Here is a 20126-nt window from a genome sequence, read left to right as displayed (position 1 = left end):
ATCATTATAATGTAAATCTGATACCTAAATTGTAACGTCTTACGGTAGGATAAGCACCCTGGGAACCGGCCCCGGCAAAATTGGATTCACGATCATCAGGCATTCTTGACCATACCCAAAGATTGTTTCCATTGATGTATACCTTCAACATTCTGAAACCAATTTTCTTTACCCATCCCGAGTTGAGGGTATAAGCTAATTCTGCATTCTTCAAACGGACATAAGAACCGTCGAACAAATATTGTGTGCCGTCATTATAGCTAGGTGTAGACAACCAACGCGGTACGGTGACATCCGCATTCGGTGTCGCCCTTGACCACCAGGTACCCATATCATAAACCGTGTTCAGTTTACTGCCAAAGCTCACCAGCGGCACATTACGGGTAACATTATTGACGCCATATACCTGAACAAAACCACTGAATCCTTTCCATTCAAAACCAACCGTAGCATTGTACGTGTTTTGAGGGGCGTCGGAAAACCCGTAAGGAATCAGGTCTTTGCTATCGATAACTCCGTCTCCGTTAAAATCGATGATGTAATAATCACCGGGCAGTTTATAGGAATCGTTGGTATCATGGGCCGGACTACCATACAGCTGATCGTAGGTATTGATGTATCCTGCGTCAACGTAAGCCCTTGTCTGGTTGATGGCGTAGCCAGCCTGCTTGCGATAACTATCATACAGTGCCGGATCATCCCTTTCCAGAATCTTGTTTTTCGCATGCGTCATGCTCAGGTTGGCCCAGAGACGCAAATTGTTATTCAGGACTTTATTGATCCGCAACTGAATTTCATATCCCTGAGTCCGAACTCTACCCAGGTTGGCTGTTGGAGGAGTCGTACCAAAATAGGATGGAACGGCGCGGTCGTTACCGTTGATCAGGATATTCATACGTTTATCCTGGAAAAACTCAATACTACCGGCAAACAAACCGTCGAGGAAGGCATAATCGGCACCAACATTCAGCTTCTTCACTGTCTCCCATCTTACATCGGGGTTCCCGACAGCAGACTCCCGATACCAGGTATAAGGACTTTCTCCATGATTCAGGTCCAGAGAGGAATGGCCCCCGTAGGCCCATTGGGTCAGATACAACCAACGATCACCGCTGTCGTCACCAATCTCACCATACGATCCCCTCAGTTTTAACATATCCAGGAACCGGATGGACTTCATAAAGGGTTCTTCAGAAATCATCCATCCGAGTGCACCCGAGTTAAAGAATGCAAACCGGTACTTTCTGCTAAATTTCTCGGAACCGTTGTAAGCTCCGTTATATTCGAGGAAATATTTGGATGCAAAATCATACGTTGTACGGAACGCCCAGTCCTCCCGGTACGAGGGAATGACACTACCAATCGCTCTCTGCTTACGACTGAACAGGCCCATAGCGGTCAGGTTATGTCTTCCGAAAGTGCGGTCCCAATTCAACTGTAACTGATAATCCAGATTTCGTTGGGTGTCTCTGTCCCGGACTTCTCCGCCGGAGATGTTCCAGAGAACGCCCTGCATGAAATCGAATTTGTTATTGTTTTCGTATTCCTTTTTGTAGACTGCAACACCAGTTTTGGGATCAATCCATTTTTGCTGTGCATCGTTATACAAGTCATTGATTCCCCGGTTAAATTCAACAAAAGCGTTATCCCAGGAAATCATTCCTTTAAATTTCAATCCCTTGGTCACAAAATCCAGTTCCTGATCCAATATGAAATCGGTATTGATGCGGGTCGTGGTGGTTGTCATTACCCCGGCAAGGGCCAGATTCGCTGCAGAATTGGTAACATTTGAAATGTTTGGGTAGAATCCCCAGGAACCATCCGAATATTTGGGAAGGAATACATCCGGTGCAATGTTATAGGCACCGGCCCATTGCTGAGCCACAGCCCAATCAGAGGAACTTGTCTGTCCCCATGGGCTCTTTCTGGCGCCGTTCGAACCGGCAAGGTTAACCCGGAAAATAGTTGATTTGGTCAACTGGAAATCCAGGTTACTGCGTACATTCAGACGGTTAAACCCATATCCCGACTGGTAGTTACGACCGTTATCATATACATGGAACAGGTCGCCTTCATGCAGAAAATCAGCGGAGGCAAAGTACTTTACCACACGCGTACCACCGGAAACATTCACGTTTGCATTGTACGACATGGCAAATTTCTTGAAAAGGGCCTCTTGCCAGTCGACATTGGGATACCGTTCGGCTTCTGCCAGATTCGCAGGATTACGGTATTTATTGATAATATCTTGCGGCGTAACATATCCCCACGAATCAGGATATACACCCAGCTCGTGCTCAATCGCTATATTTCGCGCCATTAACGCGCCATAAGAATCGAGTTTATTCGGTAATTTGGAAGGAGCCTTGAGGGTGGAGTTAACGGAAACATCGATTTTGGCCGACCCCATCTTACCACGTTTGGTCGTGATAAGAATGACTCCGTTTGCCCCTTTCACACCAAAAACGGCCGTTGCAGAAGCATCTTTGAGGACCGAGACCGACTCGACCGAGCTGATGTCAACGTCGCCCAACGGACGTTCTACTCCATCAACCAATACAAGGGGTGCACTATTGTTCCACGAGCTTGCCGCGCGAATCAGGATTTTAGGATCTTCTTCACCCGGCATTCCGGAACTGGAGATGGTAATTACTCCGGGAAGATTTCCCGTTAAAGCCGAACCAATATCCGGTACGCCCGCGGAGCGTTTCAGTACTTCACCGGTCGTCTGGGCAATCGCCCCCACGACACTCTCTTTCTTCTGCTGACCATAACCTACAACAACCATTTCGTTCAATTGTGTAGTTTCAGCTTCGAGCATAACTTTTACATTGCTCTTACCGGCAACATTGATCTCCTTCTTTTTCATTCCAATAAAGGATACGAATATCATATCCTTATTGGCCGGAATCTTTAAGGTAAAATTTCCGTCAATATCTGTAGCGGTCCCGATTGTAGTACCTTTCAGAGCTACAGTTGCACCAATCACCGGATTTCCCTGTTCATCTACAACTGTTCCCCGGATGGTTCTGCTGTCTTGCGCAAATCCGGATAAGGAGGTAAAACTAACCAACAAAAATAGCACACATTTAAGCAAGTTACTCCTTATATTTCTCGATAAGAAAATTCTAAGAGATAAGAAATTAATCGTTTGTTTCATTACATTCTCAGTTAAGTTGGTAAAATCATTCGACGCTTCATACCGCGCAATTTGTCTTACTTGAAAACAGTATGTACCAAAAGGGAATTTTGCTTCGAAGAGCCCCGAAATGAACATAACGTTTTAACTTTTCATTGATTTTCATTCTTTTCATAGGTAAGATTTGTTTATAGTTGAATTAATAACTTCAATAAAAACAGGACTATCCCACATTTCATACAGTATTCGGTTTAATCGAATTTATTGGTTGCATACAGGCCGATGGTTGTTCCGGTAAATCCATGAGCGTTAGCGGTGGATAGGTAGTATGCATCAATGTTGCTGGCCAGGAGCTTCCATGAGCTACCGGCCGGGGCATAGTAGAAATTAAAGTGCGTCCCGTCGGAAACAACCTTCAATTTGGTTGCTCCCTCGCCCAGTTTCAGCGGATGGGACGCCAATATTTCAACTTCTCCACCGCGCTTAATTTTTCGTAAACTAATGGTCTCGCTATTATCTTTTAGTCGTCCAAGGGCCAGAAAGTACTGATGTCCCTCATCCTTAAACAACAATAGGCCAGCCGATTCAGACTTCGAGTAGGGTTTGAAGTAAACGCTCGTGGTACTTTCAAACTGATGATGCTGCAAGCGGCGTGTAACAAAAGCTGGTGTTTTAAGCTCACTTGATGTTACGTCGGCACATTTCAATGTAAGGAATCCGGGATTGGCAGTTAAAGAGTAGAGATCTTCAGCCGGTCCGCGTAAGGTCATCCACTCCTGGCCAAGCTTTTCCGAGTTGAAATCATCATTCTTCTCAAAATTGCCAAAGGTTGTAGTTGAATCCCGTTTCACACCGTCCATCCGTATAATGCGTGGAATAACTTCGTCTCCCTTGGTTATATAAGGGAATCCATCAATACTCCAGCGAACAGGCATCATAAATGTCTCGCGTCCAAGATTTTCAAACTTATCATTGATAGGTCGACAGGCAAGGAATACCGACCACCACTGGCCATTGTCTTTTTGCACCAAATCGGCGTGGCCGGCACAGGTGATGGGCAATGGTCGACGGGGATCCAAATCGCGTTGAGTTAATATGGGGTTTTCGGGCCACGGGATAAATTTCCCCATCGGAGAATTACCATTGAAAATCACCTCGGAGTGATTCACGGATGTCCCCCCTTCGGCACACATTAAATAATATTTACCATTGATTTTGTACATATGTGGCCCTTCAATCCAAATGGGTTTCTCGGCGAGGTTGACGCCTCCATTTACCAGCATGATGCTGGGGCCAAATGTTTTATCCGTCGCCACATCAAACTGACGAATCCTTATGGCGCGATGACCGCTGTAAGTCGAACCACCATCCGGCTCATCATTGTTAACGATATACGCTTTCCCATTATCATCAAAAAAGAAAGAAGGGTCAATTCCATGAATATCTGGCAACCAAACAGGTTCAGACCATTCGCCAAAAGGATCTTTTGTTTTCACAAAAAAGTTTCCACGACGAATGTTGGTCGTTATCATATAGTACGTCTTGTTGTTTGGATTATAGCTGATGGCGGGAGCAAAAATACCTTCACTCACGCGTTGGCCATCCAAAGGCAGCTTGGAAGGAGTGTCCAAAATGCTGCCTATTTGCTTCCAGTTCAGCATGTCTGTGCTGTGAAAAATGGGGACACCCGGGTAATACGAGAAATTGGATGTTACCAGGAAGTAATCATTGCCGTTTGTACAAATGCTCGGATCTGAATACCAGCCCGGTAGTATGGGATTGTAATAGTAATCATCTCCGGGTAACGGATTTTCTTTGTAAAAATCATCGTCTCCTTTGTATGTAAAATAATCAAAATGAGCAACAAGACTATCCGTTGCGAATTTTGGCACACCATCTTTTGATTGGGTCTGACATGAAGAACCAGATATCGAAAGAAATGCCAGCAAGTATAGCACATGAAAAACAGAGAGAGCAGTTTTCTTATTCATTCGTTAGAATTGGTTTAGATCTGTAGTTAGTTATTCGTTTGCTTTAAATCGGCCAAAAAAAAGATGGTGATTCAAAACAAAACCCTATTTCAACACGTTCAAAAATAAATTCACCAACAAAGGATGGTTTTTGATTTTGGATATTTGATTTTCAATTTTGAACACAAAGACGAAGTCGTTATGTAAAAATCTATATATCTGCACCTTACCAGAAACCTAAGAGAATGTAAAATCATAGCGGGATGGATGAATACAGTGTTCATCGATTGGTATCAGGAATTGAAAAATTTTCACGAGCATAAAAAAAGGGATTCAAAAAATCCCTTTTTCATTTGTTCAGCCGATTTGTGTCGGAGATTTTCCATAGTGTTTTCGAAATACGGTACTGAAATAGCTAACGCTTGAAAACCCACACAGCTCACTAATCTCAGTTATGCTATATTTCCTGGTTTTTAACAAATCCAATGCATGATCCAGTCGTACGGATTTGATAAAATCAGTGGGTGATTGATTGGTCAACGACTTAACCTTTTTATACAACAAGGAACGGCTCACGTTCATCGCCAACGCAAAATCGTCTTTTGAAAACTCAGCATTGGCCATGTTCTCCCTTACGACTTGCACCAGGCGCTTCATGAAACCATCATTCAACTCGTTCTCCAAAATCGTTTCGTCCTCATTCAGTTTGATAATTTTCAATGCCTTTTCCCGAATGACTGCCCGGTTCTTTATAATGGATTTAATGCGCTGCTGAAGCAACGTAACATCAAAGGGTTTGGTCAGATAATCATCAGCCCCCAGTCCAATTCCCTTCATTTGTTGGGCTTTTCCATCAAGTGATGTCAACAGAATAACAGGCGTATGAGCAGTTTCGTAAGTGGATTTAATTTTACGACACAATTCAAAGCCATCCATCCGGGGCATCATGATATCGGAAACCACCAGATCAGGTTTTTCCTTTTTGATAAATTCCCATGCCTTTTGTCCATCTCCGGCAAGAAGAATGGTAAACTGAGATTCCAGAGTTGATTTAAGAAACTCACGCAGATAATCGTTATCCTCCACAACCAAAACTTTCATGGCAGGCCGCGACGACGAATCATCTTCCTTGATTGTCAACGCATTTACATTCTTCGATTGAATTGGAGATATATTTACCTTTGACACCTGACTTTGTGCGGGTTCTGACTCATCGACCTTTTTACAGGGTACAGAAATCCGGAATGTCGAACCAGCATTCAGTTGGCTCTCAAAGCTTACCTTTCCATCGTGCAAGGCAATATAGTTTCTCACCAACAGTAAGCCGATCCCCGAACCGACAATTTTGGAGTTAACAGCATTGTCATCACGATAATACTCTTTAAACAATTGTCGTTGTGCCTTTTTACTGATTCCGATGCCCTGATCGATGACCTCCAGTTCCCATTTACTTGAAGAACATTCCAGGACAACACGCACTTGTTTGTTTGGATACGAATACTTTATCGCATTGGAAATCAAATTATCAATCACTTTTTCTATAATGGATTCGTCAACAGCCGTGACGAATTCAGAACAATTCGATGAAAAAACAATCTCCAGATGCTTGCTTTCAGCATATGATTTAAACATCATTACGCGGTTTTCAACCGTTTTAACAATGTTTACCATCGATAGCATTATTTTCTCTTTACCGACATCTACCTTTTGGAAGTCCATTAATTGAGTGACCACACTCAACAGACGTTGGGTCTGCTCGGTCGCCAGGTGAAGGTAATTAGCTCCTTTGTCCGATAAATTCGTCTCCTTATGCAACTCCTCAACCGGCCCTTTGATCAATGTCAGTGAAGTTCGCAATTCGTGAGCTGTATTTGCAAAAAAACGAATCTTCTCTTCTGAATGCTTTTTCTTTAATTGATTGATATAATAGTAAAACAGAAAGACACCTAATCCTGCAATAAACAAAAACAAAGAGAGGCGAAACCAGAATGTATCCCAAAACGGTGGTATGATATGCAACACAATTTGGCGTTCGTCAACAATATGCGATAACGAACCATCATACATCCGAATACGAAGGGAATAAGTTCCACTCTGAATATTCGAATAAGACAGAATCCTGTTTTTGGAAGGTTTACTCCACTCTTTATCCAATCCTTCTACCTTCCATGAGAACTTCGACCCGGGCGAATTAACCCCAATAGGAATCAGCTCCAAACTAACAGTGTTCTGGTAGTATTTTAACCTGATTTCCTGCAGACTATCCAATGGGCGTTTTAGATGGTAGGTTGCCGAATCGCGTATAGACTGTCCCGATATAGTCAGATCCTGGTAAAAAATGCGCCCCTGTGGTTTGATAATCTTAACGGCTTTGGGATCAAATATGACGGCCCCCCTGTTCGTTCCCCACACCATCTTCCCGTTTGCTAACCGGCTGTGTGAATCAGTGTTAAAGGAAGCATGCGAAAGTGGGAGTATTGAATTAAAGGTTGCTATGTTATTATTTTCAGGATTTAAACGACACATCCCTTTTTCAGTACCTAGCCATAAATAACCATCCGACTTCATGATGCCATTTACAAAATTCGACGGCAGCCCCGATTCAATCGTAAAATGTTTTATTTTTTTTGACCGCATATTGTACCGTATCAGGCCATCACCACTCGTACATAGCCAAACCGTCTCTTTATTAACATAGATATCACGAACCACGTAGCCCTCGACTAAATTCTCATTATCACCGGTCAACGGGTTAAACTGCACTAATCCATAGGTGGTTCCCAACAGCAACTTGTTCGGCTTATATTCGCGAATAACATAAGTGAACATAGGATAGGATTGGAATTTATTCTTACCTGGCTCGTAACAGATTAGGTCGGATTGCACGCCTCCAATCCAAAGTTTTTTTTGGGTATCCTCGTAAATGTCAAAAACGAAATTGCAATTAAAGTCATCACCTAAATCAGCCGACGAATAATGCTCCAACTCCTTACCTGTCTTGCAATCGATAACATATACACCGGAAGAATAGGTTCCGGCCCATATTTTACCCTGTTTATCGCCGTAAACAGACAAAAAGACCTGAGCTTGCTCCTTCTTGTTATGATAATATGTTTTCCATCGGTTGCCAGCGACATCCCAACTGCTCAAACCATTATTGGTTGCAAACCATATTTTGCCATAATCATCTTCCCATACACTATTCACATCATTGTTTACCAGTGAATTCGGATTATTGATAATGTGTTTTATTTGGGTCACATATGGATTTGCCTGGTCAAAATAGGATACGCCGCCACTGTATGTACAAACCCAGACACGCTTATTGGCATCGCAATAAATATCATAGACGCCATTCCCTTTTAACGAGCGAGGATCGTCGGAATTTTCTTTATAGACACTAATGATATGATGAGTGGCTTTGTTAATCTTCCAAATTCCCTGACCGTCGATACCAACCATCATTGTTGAGTCGGAATTGGCTTCAATAGCCAAAACCGGCTGGTTGGGGATATCCTGTATCTCTGTGAATTTAAATATACCGTTCTCCTTCTTCAGTATAAAAAGACCGTTCGATATTGTGCCGATCCAAAGACTTTTTAATTTATTGTCATAATATAGCCGGGAAACAGAATAGTCAGTCTTTTCAGGAAACTCATAATATGCCTGACTCGTAAAGTTGGAGGTATCGAAAAGTTTTATCAGGTTATTTATTACATAAAAAAAGTGAGTGTCATCAAACCACTCCATATCCTGAATATTATTGTTCGGCACCACGGATTTCAATCCGCTTTTTCGGTCATAGCAAAACAATCCGACCGAGGAAGCCAGCCAGACCCGGCCGTCATTATCGACAAACGCGCGTTCAACAATCAAAAAAGGATTCCGTAAAACCTTGGAAATATTTATTATCATCTCGAACTTATCTTGAATACTATTGTATCTCAGAATCTGCCCGTTGTTTGTGTACACGTATAAATCACCATTCTTATAGATCAAATGAACGTTAATGATATCCTCGGTGTCATAAGGTAGCTGATACGTTCGGATGTCGTCCTGGGTGTATCTGACAATTCCCATTTTCGACGAAATCCAGATAAAACCGTTATCATCTCTTAAAACCTGGTCTGCTTCCCTGATAGAAAGCCCATATTCATCATTAAGATTATAAAATTGAACTCGATTTGCCGCCTGCCCTGAAAGGAAAGTAAAGCCCAAAACAATCGTAAGGAAAATAGCAGATATGTTGAATTTTAATTTCATTGGAAAACCCTAAATCATTTCATTCAGCTAAATACTTCTGGAAAAAAGCTTATCAAAAAAAGTGATTTCCTTCTATTTTAACTATTTCGCGAGATGTTTTCGGACATCTTCTCTTTATAAACACCTCTAACCACCTTATACCCAAATCATAGAACAAACCGTATATTGATTTAAAATAACCCTACAGAAATACCACTTCTATGAACGTTTTATTTCCCGATGAAATATATCGCGACGTCACAATTTTGCCACAATCTTATTCATTGAACCACTATAGAACGCGTTGAAATTTACCCCCCACGCTATCTCTTTATGAAAATCATCCGGTTACAGATTGTCTTAATGGATCGTGAAGGTGACAAATTCGTCTGGAAGAATGCACCTTGCCAGGTCAATGTTTAAAAGTTGGAACATGAAAATATCGAAAACCTTTTTCATAGATTGATTTGGATTAGTTGACATTCCAACAATATTAATCATCGGAGGACAGCAATATTTTTAATTTGGGCTTTATTATTTTAATTTCTGGACATGCCCCACCTTTAAAAACCCACATAACACACTTTCGCCCTATACCTTACAAGTACCCCGGGGATATTTAATAGATTTCGGGAGGAGCTATCGGATTGATGGGTAAAGCAATGAATTCTGACACCGATGTTTTTACTCTTCTAGCACTGGTAACGATATGAATTCGGAAAAAGGATGTCGCCGGAGACGAGAGAGCGGAAAGAGCGAGAAATCCCGATTGCCTGCCCACTGCGAAACAGATAACAAATTGAGGTGTCATCCAAACCAATAAAGTAAAACTTCACCATCAAGAAAATCTGGGGACATGCTGAAACCACTGTTGATATCCATGTATGGGGAGCAACTTACTCTGATTTCATTGGGGCATCATTTCCGTCTGCTTGAAATAGCAATCTTCAATCTGAGAAACAAAGATTAATCCAACGACCACGTTCTGCTTTGAATTGATATGACAAAAATAAAAAAGCCTGCTAATCATACGATTAACAGGCTTTTAACTCAGAATGAATCTTGATTCGTCGGGGTACCAGGATTCGAACCTGGGACCCCCTGCTCCCAAAGCAGGTGCGCTAACCGGACTGCGCTACACCCCGAATCGTAAAAAAAGACTCCCGGAGGAATCCGCTGATGTGGCGGAGAGAGGGGGATTCGAACCCCCGGTACGGTTACCCGTACGGCAGTTTAGCAAACTGCTGGTTTCAGCCACTCACCCACCTCTCCGTTGATTTTGGGTGCTGCAAATGTAGAAATGATTTTCACTTGCTCAAAATAATTTTTGCAAAAAATGACAGCTCCCTGCACTTTAACTTAACATCACATCACAGCATATTGATTTTATGCACATTACAGCATACATATTAACATAAACGTTAAATATTGCAAAACAGGTTATCCCAATGATTTCAAAATCAGCGAAATTTGATTCTGAATAAGGACCCGGAGCATAAAAAAGCCCCCGAACGCTTGGAAAATTGGGAGATGCGGTGTACTTTCGATGTAGTGATACTAAAGAACGTTCATTGAAAACGAAATAATGTTTCCGCATTAATTCCTGTATATTGGTAAACTCAACGTTATTAATAGTACCGAGTAAGCTTATGACTGTTAAGACAGGCCTTACTCCACTTTCGGGTGGAGGCAGTTTTACTGCCGTTGGAAGTCTGATCAGCCAGGCACTCAAATCCTGTTTCATCGGGGTTTTACACAACTAGGGGTTAATGCGGTTTTTTTATGTCTTTTTCAAAACGAACACCATCATCTCTTCCGTTTCGCAACACAAAAATCCCCAACCATTTCCGGCCGGGGAATATCCTTTGAAAGTCTTTGTTGTATCTACTTAATTGGAATTGCTGTATATTCCGATTTGGCGTCTCCTTTGCGCGTTACGTAAAAATCGATTCGTCCAAGCAGCAAACCTGCCCATCCTACCTGGTTCACCAAAATCTGTTTACCGGCTTTGTTGGTATGCATTTCCGGATGTTCAAGGAATGTGTGCGTATGTCCGCCGATAATCAGATCGGTAGCGTAGGTATTATCGGCAATCGCCTGGTCGCTTACCTTATCGTCGCGGTATTTGTACCCCAGGTGCGAAAGACAGATGACCATGTCCACGCCCCGTTCTCCACGCAGGTATTTCTCCTGTTCCAAAGCCACCTTCAACGGATCGAGATAACGGGTTTTCCCGAAGTTATCGGGAGCCACGAGACCGTCCAGTTCAACGCCCAGTCCATAAACTCCAATCCGGATTCCTCCCCGTTCGAAAACTTTGTTCTGAATCGTTTTCCCGGCGAGGATGGTATCGGAGAAATCGTAGTTGGAGCAGATAAACGGAAATTTCGCATGCGGCAATTGCTTTTCGATTCCTTCCAAACCATTGTCGAACTCGTGGTTTCCAATGGTGGCTGCATCATAACCGACTTCGCTCATCAGTTCGAACTCCAACTTTCCTTTATAGAAGTTGAAATAGGGAGTTCCCTGGAAAACATCGCCGGCATCAAGCAGCAGAATATTCTTTTCTTCTTTTCGTATTTGATTGATCAACGCACTACGACGAGCCATTCCCCCTTCGTTTGCATGACGGGGCGCATCGGCCGGAAACGGATCGATATGCGAGTGCCAATCATTGGTATGCAGAATGCTCAATTTGGTGTAGTCATCACTCTTAGCAGCCAGCGAAACAGCAGCTTTTCCCAACAAGCCCACACCGACAGAGCCGGCCGCCAGGCTCTTGATAAACGTTCTCCTATTTTGCATGATAAATCCTCCCGTCGAGTTTTGCTGTTGCCTTCTTTCCTTCGTCTCCCAGTTTCCGCATATGATCGATAATCATATCACGTAGCTTGACACCGGTATTTATCCGTTGCAAATTCTTCGACAACGTTTTGCTACCATCACCGCCATCAGCCAGGTAATCACTTGTCACCATCCAGTAGATTTTGTCGTTATCCAGCGGCTCTCCGCCTACACGACATTTGATGGCTTTGTCTTTCCGGATACCGAAACGCATTCCGGCAACGCCTTCTCCGCCCCGCGAAGCCATGTGATTCATTAAACGACGCAGATCACTGCCTTTCAACTTCAGCAAAACCACTTCATTTTCGAAAGGCATCAGTTCAAAGATATTTTTTACCGTCACTTCTCCTTTCGGGATGGGTGCCCGAAAACCACCGCGATTCATGAAGCTCACCGCAGGATGGACATCCGGATATTTCTTTTGACAGATTGCTTTTCCTTCAGTCAATACCAAATCGGACACAAAATTTCCGAGCAAACTTTCCGGTCGTCCGGCAAGCAACGCCTCCGGAGCAACACAAAGCTTTTGGGACATTTGCGCCTGAAGACTATCTCGATAAGGTTTAATCTGAGCTTCAATTTTGGGGTCGGCCGTTACGTTCAGCGTGGAATCCAGTTTGATATTTTGATACTGTACCTGGCCAACAGTTGCCGTATGCTGCTGACACGCTGCCAGGGCCGATGTCAATACCAGCAACAGGAAAAACTTCCGCATTCTTTCAATTTTCATCAGTGGAAACAAAGGTCTATTCATTTTTGTAAAGGTTGAAAATAACAAAACATTCCCTAAACTATTTATGACGGAACAAGGTTAATTGGTAAATACCTCGTCAGAAGTATTGATTTTGTCTGAAACTGAGGTTATTTTAGCAAAAAAGTGAAGTAGGATTAAAAAAGGCACCAACCTGATGCACAAAAAAATTCCCGAATCTCCCTCCATTCTCATCCGTGTTACCATCCACACCATTTTTATTCTGTTTTGGTTTGGGAATAGCTTTGCACAAAATTCAGACCATCCGGAAGTAAAAGCGAAAAGAGGTGATGGTATCTATAATTTGCTGGAGCGAAACGGCTTGCCTGCCGGCGAATATCTGAATAAATTCATTGAGCTGAATAAGTCGAAACTGGGGCCGAACAATACTTTATATGAGGGACGAAGCTATCTGCTTCCGGTAGCCACATTGTATGCTGAAGAGCCACTGTTCGGAAAAGAGCACGAGAAGGTGCGAATTCAGGACCGGAAACTGGAAGGCGCTGTATTTTACCTCGTAAGTGGCCATGGAGGTCCAGACCCGGGAGCGATGGGAAAAATTGGTAAGCACCGGTTAACCGAAGACGAATATGCCTACGACGTGACACTACGACTGGGCAGAGCACTGATTCAACACGGCGCCAAAGTATATTTCATTATTCGTGACCCGAAAGACGGAATCCGCGACGAATACTATTTAGAGAATCGCTCGGATGAATATTGTTACCCGCACCAAAAGATACCGCTCGACCAAAACCAACGACTTCGTCAACGGGCAGCCACCGTGAATGAGCTATACAAGCGAGACCCGTCATCCAAATACAAACGATGCATCATCATCCATGTGGATGCGCGGAACCGGCACCGGAACATCGACCTCTTCTTCTACCACTTCGAGAAAAGCAAGAGCGGCGAGCAACTGGCCGAGGCAATGCGCCATTCCATGAAAGTAAATTATAAGGAAAATCAACCGAATCGTGGATACAACGGCACGGTTTCGAGCCGGCGACTTTACATGCTAACGCGAACCAATCCCACGGCGGTTTACATCGAAATGGGGAACATCAATCACACACGCGATCAGCAGCGAATCATCTACCCCGATAATCGACAGGCGCTGGCGGATTGGTTGACGGAAGGAATCGTCAAAGACTATCAATCGCGTCAATGAATTCCGGAGATAGAAATAAGGAAGGAACAGGACCCGTCATCCTTTTCGACGGCGTATGTAACCTATGCAATGCATCGGTTCAGTTTATTCTGAAATATGAGAAGAGTCAGCGTTACCGCTTTGCTCCGTTGCAAGGGAAATTTGCCTCTGAAGTTCGCCACCAATATGCTCTCCCCGAAGATGCGGACAGCGTTGTTCTTATCGAAAAAAAACAGGTTTTCACCGCTTCGACAGCTGCTTTGCGGATTGCACATCACCTAAAAGCACCCTGGAACTGGTTGGTAATCTTTAATATTTTGCCGGTTTCCTTTCGGGATGGAGTTTATCACTGGATAGCCCGAAACCGGTATCGTTGGTTTGGCAAGAAAGACGCCTGCGAAATTCCATCACCGGAAATTGCACATCGTTTTCTCGACTGAAAGTCGTAATGGCTACAACTCCAGTTTTCCGCTTTCGTATTGTTTGTAATATTGCGCCAAATGCGCCAGGAATTGGCTGAACATCTTCACCGAAGCCAACGTACCCGGAGATACTTCTTCACCCTTCAGTTTTAACAACAACACACCGTACAACGCATTCAGGCTGGTTTCGATATCATTTTCTCCTGCTCCTCCCGCTTTCGCCGAAAACTCATCGATAAACGGTTTCGCCTGACGGTACAGCATATCGTACTGCGGAAGCTGCCCGCTTTTTGTCACCAGCAAATGAAATTCATACAAATCATTCACCTGGTTCTTATTGATTTGCAGATGGCCTTTCTCCTTGATATTCTCCCTCTCCATCATCAGGACCAGGTTTTCATACCAACGGGCTATCTCTTCCCGTTCTCCGTCCTTACTGTCAAACTTGTCCACAATGTTTTGGCGGATGCGATCCATATCAAACTGGTTGGCCCTAATCAAATCTTCCAACTGCCACATGTAGAGGATGTACTCAACAATATTCTCTTTCCGTTTTTGACGAGCAATTAACATCGAACAAAAATTTTAGTGTTGATTTGAAATTGAAAAGCGATGAAAAGATGCAGAGATTACCAGTCTCCTTTGAACCGATCAATATCGCGGCGCTCTTTTTTGGTTGGGCGTCCGGTTCCCCGCTCACGCTCGAACCAACTCATATTCTTCTGCATTTCCAGAATTTCCAGTTCCGAGGCCGGCGTAACGTCTTCCATGTATTCCGGAACCAGTTTGGCTCCCACCCGCTTCTGGATAAGCTGTTTCACTTTGTACGAATACCTCACCGGATTTTTCCGCACTTCGATCACTTCGCCCGGTTTTAACGTCCGCGAAGGTTTCACCGATTGTCCATCAATGGTTACCCGTCCTTTCTTGCAGGCATCCGTAGCAATACTCCGGGTTTTAAAAACCCGCACAGCCCATAGCCATTTATCTACACGAACCTGATCTTCCATGATGCAAAATTAAAAAACGGAGATGTCAACAACAAAGGTCATTTGTTGTTGAACTGGCTCATGGCCCGGTGTACGCCAATGGTTCCAAAAGCCTTGATGATATCAATACAAAGCTCGATTCGTTCAGGAAGGACGTCTTCCTCTTCCGGCGACCACTTGCCCAGTACATGGTCAATTTGGTATCCTTTCGGGAAATCGTCACCGATACCAAACCGCAAACGGGCGTAATCCTGCCGGCCCAACACCTGGTTAATGTTCTTCAAACCATTGTGTCCGGCATCGCTCCCTTTGGCCCGCAGACGGATTTTACCCAGCGGCAACGCCAGGTCATCCACCAGAATCAGAACCTTGTCGACCGGGATTTTCTCCTTCTGCATCCAGTAGTGCACAGCTCTTCCACTTAAGTTCATATACGTGGAAGGTTTCAGGAGAATGAAGGTACGCCCGGCATGTTTCATTTCAGCGACAGCGCCATAACGCTTATCGCTAAAAGAAATATTGGACGCTCCGGCAAGAGCATCCAATATTTTAAATCCGATATTGTGTCGGGTATTTTGATATTCTTCCCCGATATTTCCTAAACCTACTATCAGGTACTTCAAAACACAATTGCTTTATTAGTTTCCGCCTTTGGCAGCTGCAGTCATTGCCGCACGTGCTGCACGGGTAATTACTACGCTGGCTACCGGAACTGATTTGTTGTTCAGGATTTCCAGACCTTCAGCCTGAACATCACCTACGCGAATACTTTCGCCCAATCCCAGTGCTGTTACATCGATGTCGATGGTATCTGGCAAGTCTTTTGCCAAACCTTTTACGCGCAATACGCGGAGGTTGGTTTTCAGACGTCCACCTTTCTGGATACCTTTTGCAAAACCAGTGAGCTGAACAGGAATGTTGATTTTAACCGGCTTATCTTCGGTAATGCGAAGGAAGTCGATGTGCAAAATCTCGTCAGTTACCGGGTGGAACTGAATGTCCTGCATGATAGCCTGGTATTTTTTTCCACCGATTTCAATGTTAATCAGATAAACATTGGGTGTATAGATTACGTTACGGAATTCACCTGCTTCAGCCTCGAAATGCACAGGCTCTTCACCACCATAAAGTACGCAAGGAACTTTACCTTCGGCGCGCAGTTTTTTCGTCTCTTTTTTTCCTACTGCTGTACGGGCAGTACCTTTTACTTCAAACGTTTTCATCGTAAATAAATTAATTTAATTTTTTAAGTGCTTACTCAGATCTCCCTCCTTTTTCAGGAAGGCATCCGCATCACACCAGTAAAGGTATGCTGCAAAATCGGGCGCAAATATAGCAAATAATCCGGTGAAATCTTCACGCAAGGAGAATTTTCACACACATTCTCCGGCAAAGTCTTTCAACGGATTACTTCTGTCAAATATCATTAAATGAACGAAGTACTGATTGATTCGTTCTTGTAAACCTTCTGAATAACGTCAGCAATCAGACCGGAGCACGAAATAATTTTAATCTTTTCCGACTTTTTCCTTAACGGGATGGAGTCGGTAAAATAAATCTCGTCGAGATCCGATTCATCAATTCGTTCGTATGCCGGACCAGAAAGAACAGCATGTGTAGCGAACGCACGTACGCTGTTAGCTCCCTTTTCTTTCATCAGATTAGCAGCCTTGGCAATGGTTCCGGCAGTATCTATCATGTCATCGATAATCACCACATCTTTCCCCTTCACGTCGCCAATAACAGTCATGTTACCAACCACATTCGCCTGGCTGCGCGATTTATGACAGATCACCATGTCAGTTCCCAACAATTTGGCATACGTGTTAGCCCGTTTGGTTCCCCCCACATCCGGCGAAGCTACCACCAGGTTCTCCAGGTTCATTTTCCGGATATGCGGAATAAACAAGGTTGAAGCAGTCAGGTGATCAACCGGCACATCGAAGAATCCCTGAATCTGATCGGCATGCAAATCCATGGTAATCAACCGGTCGATTCCGGCGGCTGAAAGCATGTCGGCCATTAGTTTGGCACCAATCGAAACGCGCGGTTTGTCTTTCCTGTCCTGACGGGCGTATCCGAAGTAAGGAATCACCGCAATAATTTTGTAAGCCGAAGCCCGTTTGGCAGCGTCAATCATCAGCAACAGTTCCAGAATGTTATCAGCCGGCGGGAAAGTCGACTGGACAATGAAACAGTGAGAACCGCGAATGGTCTCTTCGTAGCACGGCTCAAATTCGCCGTCCGAAAAAACCGGGCAAGACGATCGCCCCAAGTGCAGATCGGCACTACTGGATATTTTTTCTGCTAAATAACGGGTTTGGGTTCCTGAAAAGATTTTGATGGGAGCATTTCCAGCCATTTCCTCTGATTTTCAAGTTTGAAGTTGCATGTAGTTCAGGTGCGCAAATGTAACAATAATGCCTCAACTACTAAATGGGTAAAATCACTTTTTATCAAAAATATAGCAAGCCGAATGTATCCGGCAAACGTTGCTTACTTATTCGTAGCTGCCATCATTAATCTGCTGAATGAAGTCCAGCACCTCATCTCTTCCTGTTTCCGAAGTTGCCGAAGTGACAAAGTGCGGAGGCAATTCTTCCCAGCTTTTCAGCATCTCGCGCCGATAAGCTGCCAGGTTTTTATCGACCTGCGTTTTTCCCAATTTGTCGGCTTTGGTAAAAACCATGGCAAATGGAATTCCGCTTACTCCCAGCCAGTTCATAAAGTCCAGGTCGATTTCCTGCGGCTCCAGACGGATATCAATCAGCACCATCACACAATAAAGGTTTTTCCGCGAAAGCATGTATTCACGGATAAAATTCATCCACTTATTGCGCTGATTACGCATCACTTTGGCGTAACCATAGCCGGGTAAATCGACCAGGTACCATTCGTTGTTAATCAGAAAGTGATTGATCAGCTGGGTCTTCCCCGGCTGTCCGGATGTTTTGGCCAGCTTCTTATGATTGGTCAGCATGTTAATCAGCGACGACTTCCCTACATTCGAGCGTCCAATAAACGCATACTCGGGCCGATCGCTTTTCGGACATTTCGCGGGGTCGGTATTGCTGATAACAAATTTGGCGCTATTAATCTGCATAAGTCATTCGTGATTAAAAAAGGGGAACGTTGCCAGCCATTCCCCTTCGATATATTTTACTTAATATAAACTTCCAGTAATTTCACTTCCTGCCCATCTTTCGGCACCAGAATGAAATTCTCTACCGAGGCCGGGACCAGAATCGTTTCTCCTTTCGAGACTTCCATCGCCTTCTCTTCTCCCCAGCTGATAGCGTAATTACCTTCCAGACACATGTAGATAACGAAAGAATCGAGCTCGTTGTAATCGCGCTCCACCGAATGTGTTAACTCGAGCAAATTCGTGGTAAAATACGGGCAACTCACCAACTCGGAAGACTGATTCTTGTGCGAATGATAATGTGTGCCGTACTCTTTTTCAAACGTGTAATCGATGGCATCCAGCGCGAATTCGGTATGAAGTTCACGGGTATTTCCCTTGTCGTCTTTCCGGTTGTAATCATAAATGCGGTAAGTCACATCCGATGTTTGCTGAATTTCGGCAACTACAATCCCTTTTCCGATGGCATGTACACGTCCGGCCGGCATGAAGAACACATCACCTGCTTTCACTTTCTCAGTATTGAGAATCTCCATCAGGGTATTTTTCTCCAGATGCCCGAGGTACTTTTTCTGATCGACTTCCTGGTTGAAACCGGCAATCAACTCTGCGCCCTCATCTGCCTGAACGACGTACCACATCTCGGTTTTACCGAAAGCGTTGTGCCGTTCTTTCGACATTTCGTCGTTCGGATGCACCTGAATAGAAAGGTCATCATTGGCATCGATGAATTTGATGAGCAACGGAAATTCCATACCGAACTTCTCATACACTTTCTCACCAACCAGCTCACCCATGTACACCTCGATGAGTTCCTGCAGATTATTTCCCGTCAGGAAACCGTTGGCAACAACCGAAATTTCGTTCTGAACGCCCGATATTTCCCACGATTCCCCGCAATTGGGTAACGGCGAAAATTCCTTGTTCAGAAGTTGTTTCAACTTTTGCCCACCCCAAATCTTGTCTTTATATATTGGCTGAAACTTAAATGGATATAATTCTTGCACGTCTTACACTTTTGGTTGTTAACGATTTAGATTAAATATAGAAAGAGTCTAAAGTTGATTTCCTTCCCGAAAGGAATAAAATCAGAAATTGAAATCGACGGCAGCCCGTTCGGTCGTCAGTTCTTTCACCAGATCAATAACCTTCAAATGTTCCGGGTGAACGCGGTACACATCCAAATCGTCGATACTGTCGAAATGAGTAACCAGACAAATGTCGAAGGACGGCGCATCCAACGTGTAGTGCTGATTTACTTCGATGTGTTTCAATTCGGAAATTTCGTTCTTTAAGTTGAGAAGAGCTGCAGTCAATTTTTCAATCGCCTCTTTTTTAGCCGATGACGAATCAAAATCTTCCATTTTGAACAGCACGGTATGGTTAATCATAATGGGAATGATTTTTATTGTTGTTCCAAATTTCTTTTGCGAAATTAATACTTTATAATTTTACCGCCAGTTTTTTTAAAAAGGCA

Annotated in this window: 15 protein-coding genes and 2 tRNA genes; 2 read left to right on the top strand and 15 right to left on the bottom strand. The window is 43.8% G+C overall.

Annotated features, from left to right (window positions below; all coding sequences use genetic code 11):
• Nucleotides 1–4: 4 nt before the first annotated feature.
• From AC060N_RS04335 to AC060N_RS04305, 7 genes are all read right to left on the bottom strand, one after another.
• The gene (locus AC060N_RS04335) at nucleotides 5–3073 is read right to left on the bottom strand and encodes a SusC/RagA family TonB-linked outer membrane protein (RefSeq protein ID WP_246814590.1); all 3069 of its coding nucleotides are present in this window, start codon (nucleotides 3071–3073) and stop codon (nucleotides 5–7) included.
• Nucleotides 3074–3390: 317 nt separating this feature from the next.
• Entirely contained in the window at nucleotides 3391–5130 is a 1740-nt protein-coding gene (locus AC060N_RS04330) for a glycoside hydrolase family 43 protein (RefSeq protein WP_479526018.1), read from the bottom strand.
• Between the two features lie 336 nt (nucleotides 5131–5466).
• On the bottom strand, nucleotides 5467–9372 hold the full coding sequence (locus tag AC060N_RS04325) for a hybrid sensor histidine kinase/response regulator transcription factor (RefSeq protein ID WP_479526017.1): 3906 nt from the start codon (nucleotides 9370–9372) through the stop codon (nucleotides 5467–5469).
• A gap of 1049 nt (nucleotides 9373–10421) precedes the next feature.
• Nucleotides 10422–10496: transfer RNA gene (locus AC060N_RS04320), tRNA-Pro, on the bottom strand.
• Between the two features lie 37 nt (nucleotides 10497–10533).
• Nucleotides 10534–10623, bottom strand: a tRNA-Ser gene (locus AC060N_RS04315).
• Between the two features lie 612 nt (nucleotides 10624–11235).
• Nucleotides 11236–12156 (bottom strand): bifunctional metallophosphatase/5'-nucleotidase, encoded by a 921-nt coding sequence (locus AC060N_RS04310; RefSeq protein ID WP_479526016.1) that lies wholly within the window; start codon nucleotides 12154–12156, stop codon nucleotides 11236–11238.
• The gene (locus AC060N_RS04305) at nucleotides 12146–12949 is read right to left on the bottom strand and encodes a 5'-nucleotidase C-terminal domain-containing protein (protein ID WP_106542388.1); all 804 of its coding nucleotides are present in this window, start codon (nucleotides 12947–12949) and stop codon (nucleotides 12146–12148) included. Before AC060N_RS04305 ends, AC060N_RS04310 begins: the two co-directional genes overlap by 11 nt.
• Before the next feature lie 154 nt (nucleotides 12950–13103).
• Between AC060N_RS04305 and AC060N_RS04300 the strand changes: the two genes are divergently transcribed.
• Together AC060N_RS04300 and AC060N_RS04295 are read left to right on the top strand one after the other, a co-directional pair.
• Complete coding sequence (locus tag AC060N_RS04300) at nucleotides 13104–14117, top strand: N-acetylmuramoyl-L-alanine amidase family protein (RefSeq protein ID WP_463230938.1); 1014 nt, start codon at nucleotides 13104–13106, stop codon at nucleotides 14115–14117.
• A complete protein-coding gene (locus AC060N_RS04295; RefSeq protein WP_479526015.1) occupies nucleotides 14114–14536 on the top strand; it encodes a thiol-disulfide oxidoreductase DCC family protein in 423 nt (140 codons plus the stop codon). Before AC060N_RS04300 ends, AC060N_RS04295 begins: the two co-directional genes overlap by 4 nt.
• A gap of 12 nt (nucleotides 14537–14548) precedes the next feature.
• Here AC060N_RS04295 and AC060N_RS04290 read toward each other — a convergent pair whose 3' ends face one another.
• From AC060N_RS04290 to AC060N_RS04255, 8 genes are all read right to left on the bottom strand, one after another.
• Nucleotides 14549–15091, bottom strand: a complete 543-nt coding sequence (locus AC060N_RS04290) for a DUF4924 family protein (protein ID WP_479526014.1) — start codon at nucleotides 15089–15091, stop codon at nucleotides 14549–14551.
• Nucleotides 15092–15147: 56 nt separating this feature from the next.
• Nucleotides 15148–15528 (bottom strand): RNA-binding S4 domain-containing protein, encoded by a 381-nt coding sequence (locus tag AC060N_RS04285; RefSeq protein WP_153637862.1) that lies wholly within the window; start codon nucleotides 15526–15528, stop codon nucleotides 15148–15150.
• Nucleotides 15529–15566: 38 nt separating this feature from the next.
• A complete protein-coding gene (pth, locus tag AC060N_RS04280; RefSeq protein WP_153637861.1) occupies nucleotides 15567–16130 on the bottom strand; it encodes an aminoacyl-tRNA hydrolase in 564 nt (187 codons plus the stop codon).
• A gap of 15 nt (nucleotides 16131–16145) precedes the next feature.
• Nucleotides 16146–16730: a 50S ribosomal protein L25/general stress protein Ctc gene (locus AC060N_RS04275; protein ID WP_479526013.1), complete on the bottom strand. Its 585-nt coding sequence runs from the start codon at nucleotides 16728–16730 to the stop codon at nucleotides 16146–16148.
• Nucleotides 16731–16933: 203 nt separating this feature from the next.
• Nucleotides 16934–17869, bottom strand: a complete 936-nt coding sequence (locus AC060N_RS04270; RefSeq protein WP_106542395.1) for a ribose-phosphate pyrophosphokinase — start codon at nucleotides 17867–17869, stop codon at nucleotides 16934–16936.
• A gap of 138 nt (nucleotides 17870–18007) precedes the next feature.
• Entirely contained in the window at nucleotides 18008–18610 is a 603-nt protein-coding gene (gene yihA, locus AC060N_RS04265) for a ribosome biogenesis GTP-binding protein YihA/YsxC (protein ID WP_153637859.1), read from the bottom strand.
• A 56-nt stretch (nucleotides 18611–18666) separates the two neighbouring features.
• Nucleotides 18667–19656 carry a type I phosphomannose isomerase catalytic subunit gene (locus tag AC060N_RS04260; RefSeq protein ID WP_479526012.1) on the bottom strand — a complete coding sequence of 330 codons (990 nt, stop codon included), beginning with the start codon at nucleotides 19654–19656 and terminating at the stop codon, nucleotides 18667–18669.
• Between the two features lie 81 nt (nucleotides 19657–19737).
• The gene (locus AC060N_RS04255) at nucleotides 19738–20040 is read right to left on the bottom strand and encodes a Dabb family protein (protein ID WP_479526011.1); all 303 of its coding nucleotides are present in this window, start codon (nucleotides 20038–20040) and stop codon (nucleotides 19738–19740) included.
• Between the last annotated feature and the right edge of the window lie 86 nt (nucleotides 20041–20126).

Source organism: Prolixibacter sp. DSM 2831, assembly GCF_056493735.1.
This window is presented reverse-complemented; position numbering and strand designations above follow the sequence as displayed.

What these genes read in the sequence shown, in the direction of transcription:
- AC060N_RS04330 (WP_479526018.1), bottom strand. Translation starts at nt 5,130, where the DNA reads ATGAATAAGAAAACTGCTCTCTCTGTTTTTCATGTGCTATACTTGCTG.
- AC060N_RS04325 (WP_479526017.1), bottom strand. Translation starts at nt 9,372, where the DNA reads ATGAAATTAAAATTCAACATATCTGCTATTTTCCTTACGATTGTTTTG.
- AC060N_RS04310 (WP_479526016.1), bottom strand. Translation starts at nt 12,156, where the DNA reads ATGCAAAATAGGAGAACGTTTATCAAGAGCCTGGCGGCCGGCTCTGTC.
- AC060N_RS04305 (WP_106542388.1), bottom strand. Translation starts at nt 12,949, where the DNA reads ATGAATAGACCTTTGTTTCCACTGATGAAAATTGAAAGAATGCGGAAG.
- AC060N_RS04300 (WP_463230938.1), top strand. Translation starts at nt 13,104, where the DNA reads ATGCACAAAAAAATTCCCGAATCTCCCTCCATTCTCATCCGTGTTACC.
- AC060N_RS04295 (WP_479526015.1), top strand. Translation starts at nt 14,114, where the DNA reads ATGAATTCCGGAGATAGAAATAAGGAAGGAACAGGACCCGTCATCCTT.
- AC060N_RS04290 (WP_479526014.1), bottom strand. Translation starts at nt 15,091, where the DNA reads ATGTTAATTGCTCGTCAAAAACGGAAAGAGAATATTGTTGAGTACATC.
- AC060N_RS04285 (WP_153637862.1), bottom strand. Translation starts at nt 15,528, where the DNA reads ATGGAAGATCAGGTTCGTGTAGATAAATGGCTATGGGCTGTGCGGGTT.
- AC060N_RS04275 (WP_479526013.1), bottom strand. Translation starts at nt 16,730, where the DNA reads ATGAAAACGTTTGAAGTAAAAGGTACTGCCCGTACAGCAGTAGGAAAA.
- AC060N_RS04270 (WP_106542395.1), bottom strand. Translation starts at nt 17,869, where the DNA reads ATGGCTGGAAATGCTCCCATCAAAATCTTTTCAGGAACCCAAACCCGT.
- yihA (WP_153637859.1), bottom strand. Translation starts at nt 18,610, where the DNA reads ATGCAGATTAATAGCGCCAAATTTGTTATCAGCAATACCGACCCCGCG.
- AC060N_RS04255 (WP_479526011.1), bottom strand. Translation starts at nt 20,040, where the DNA reads ATGATTAACCATACCGTGCTGTTCAAAATGGAAGATTTTGATTCGTCA.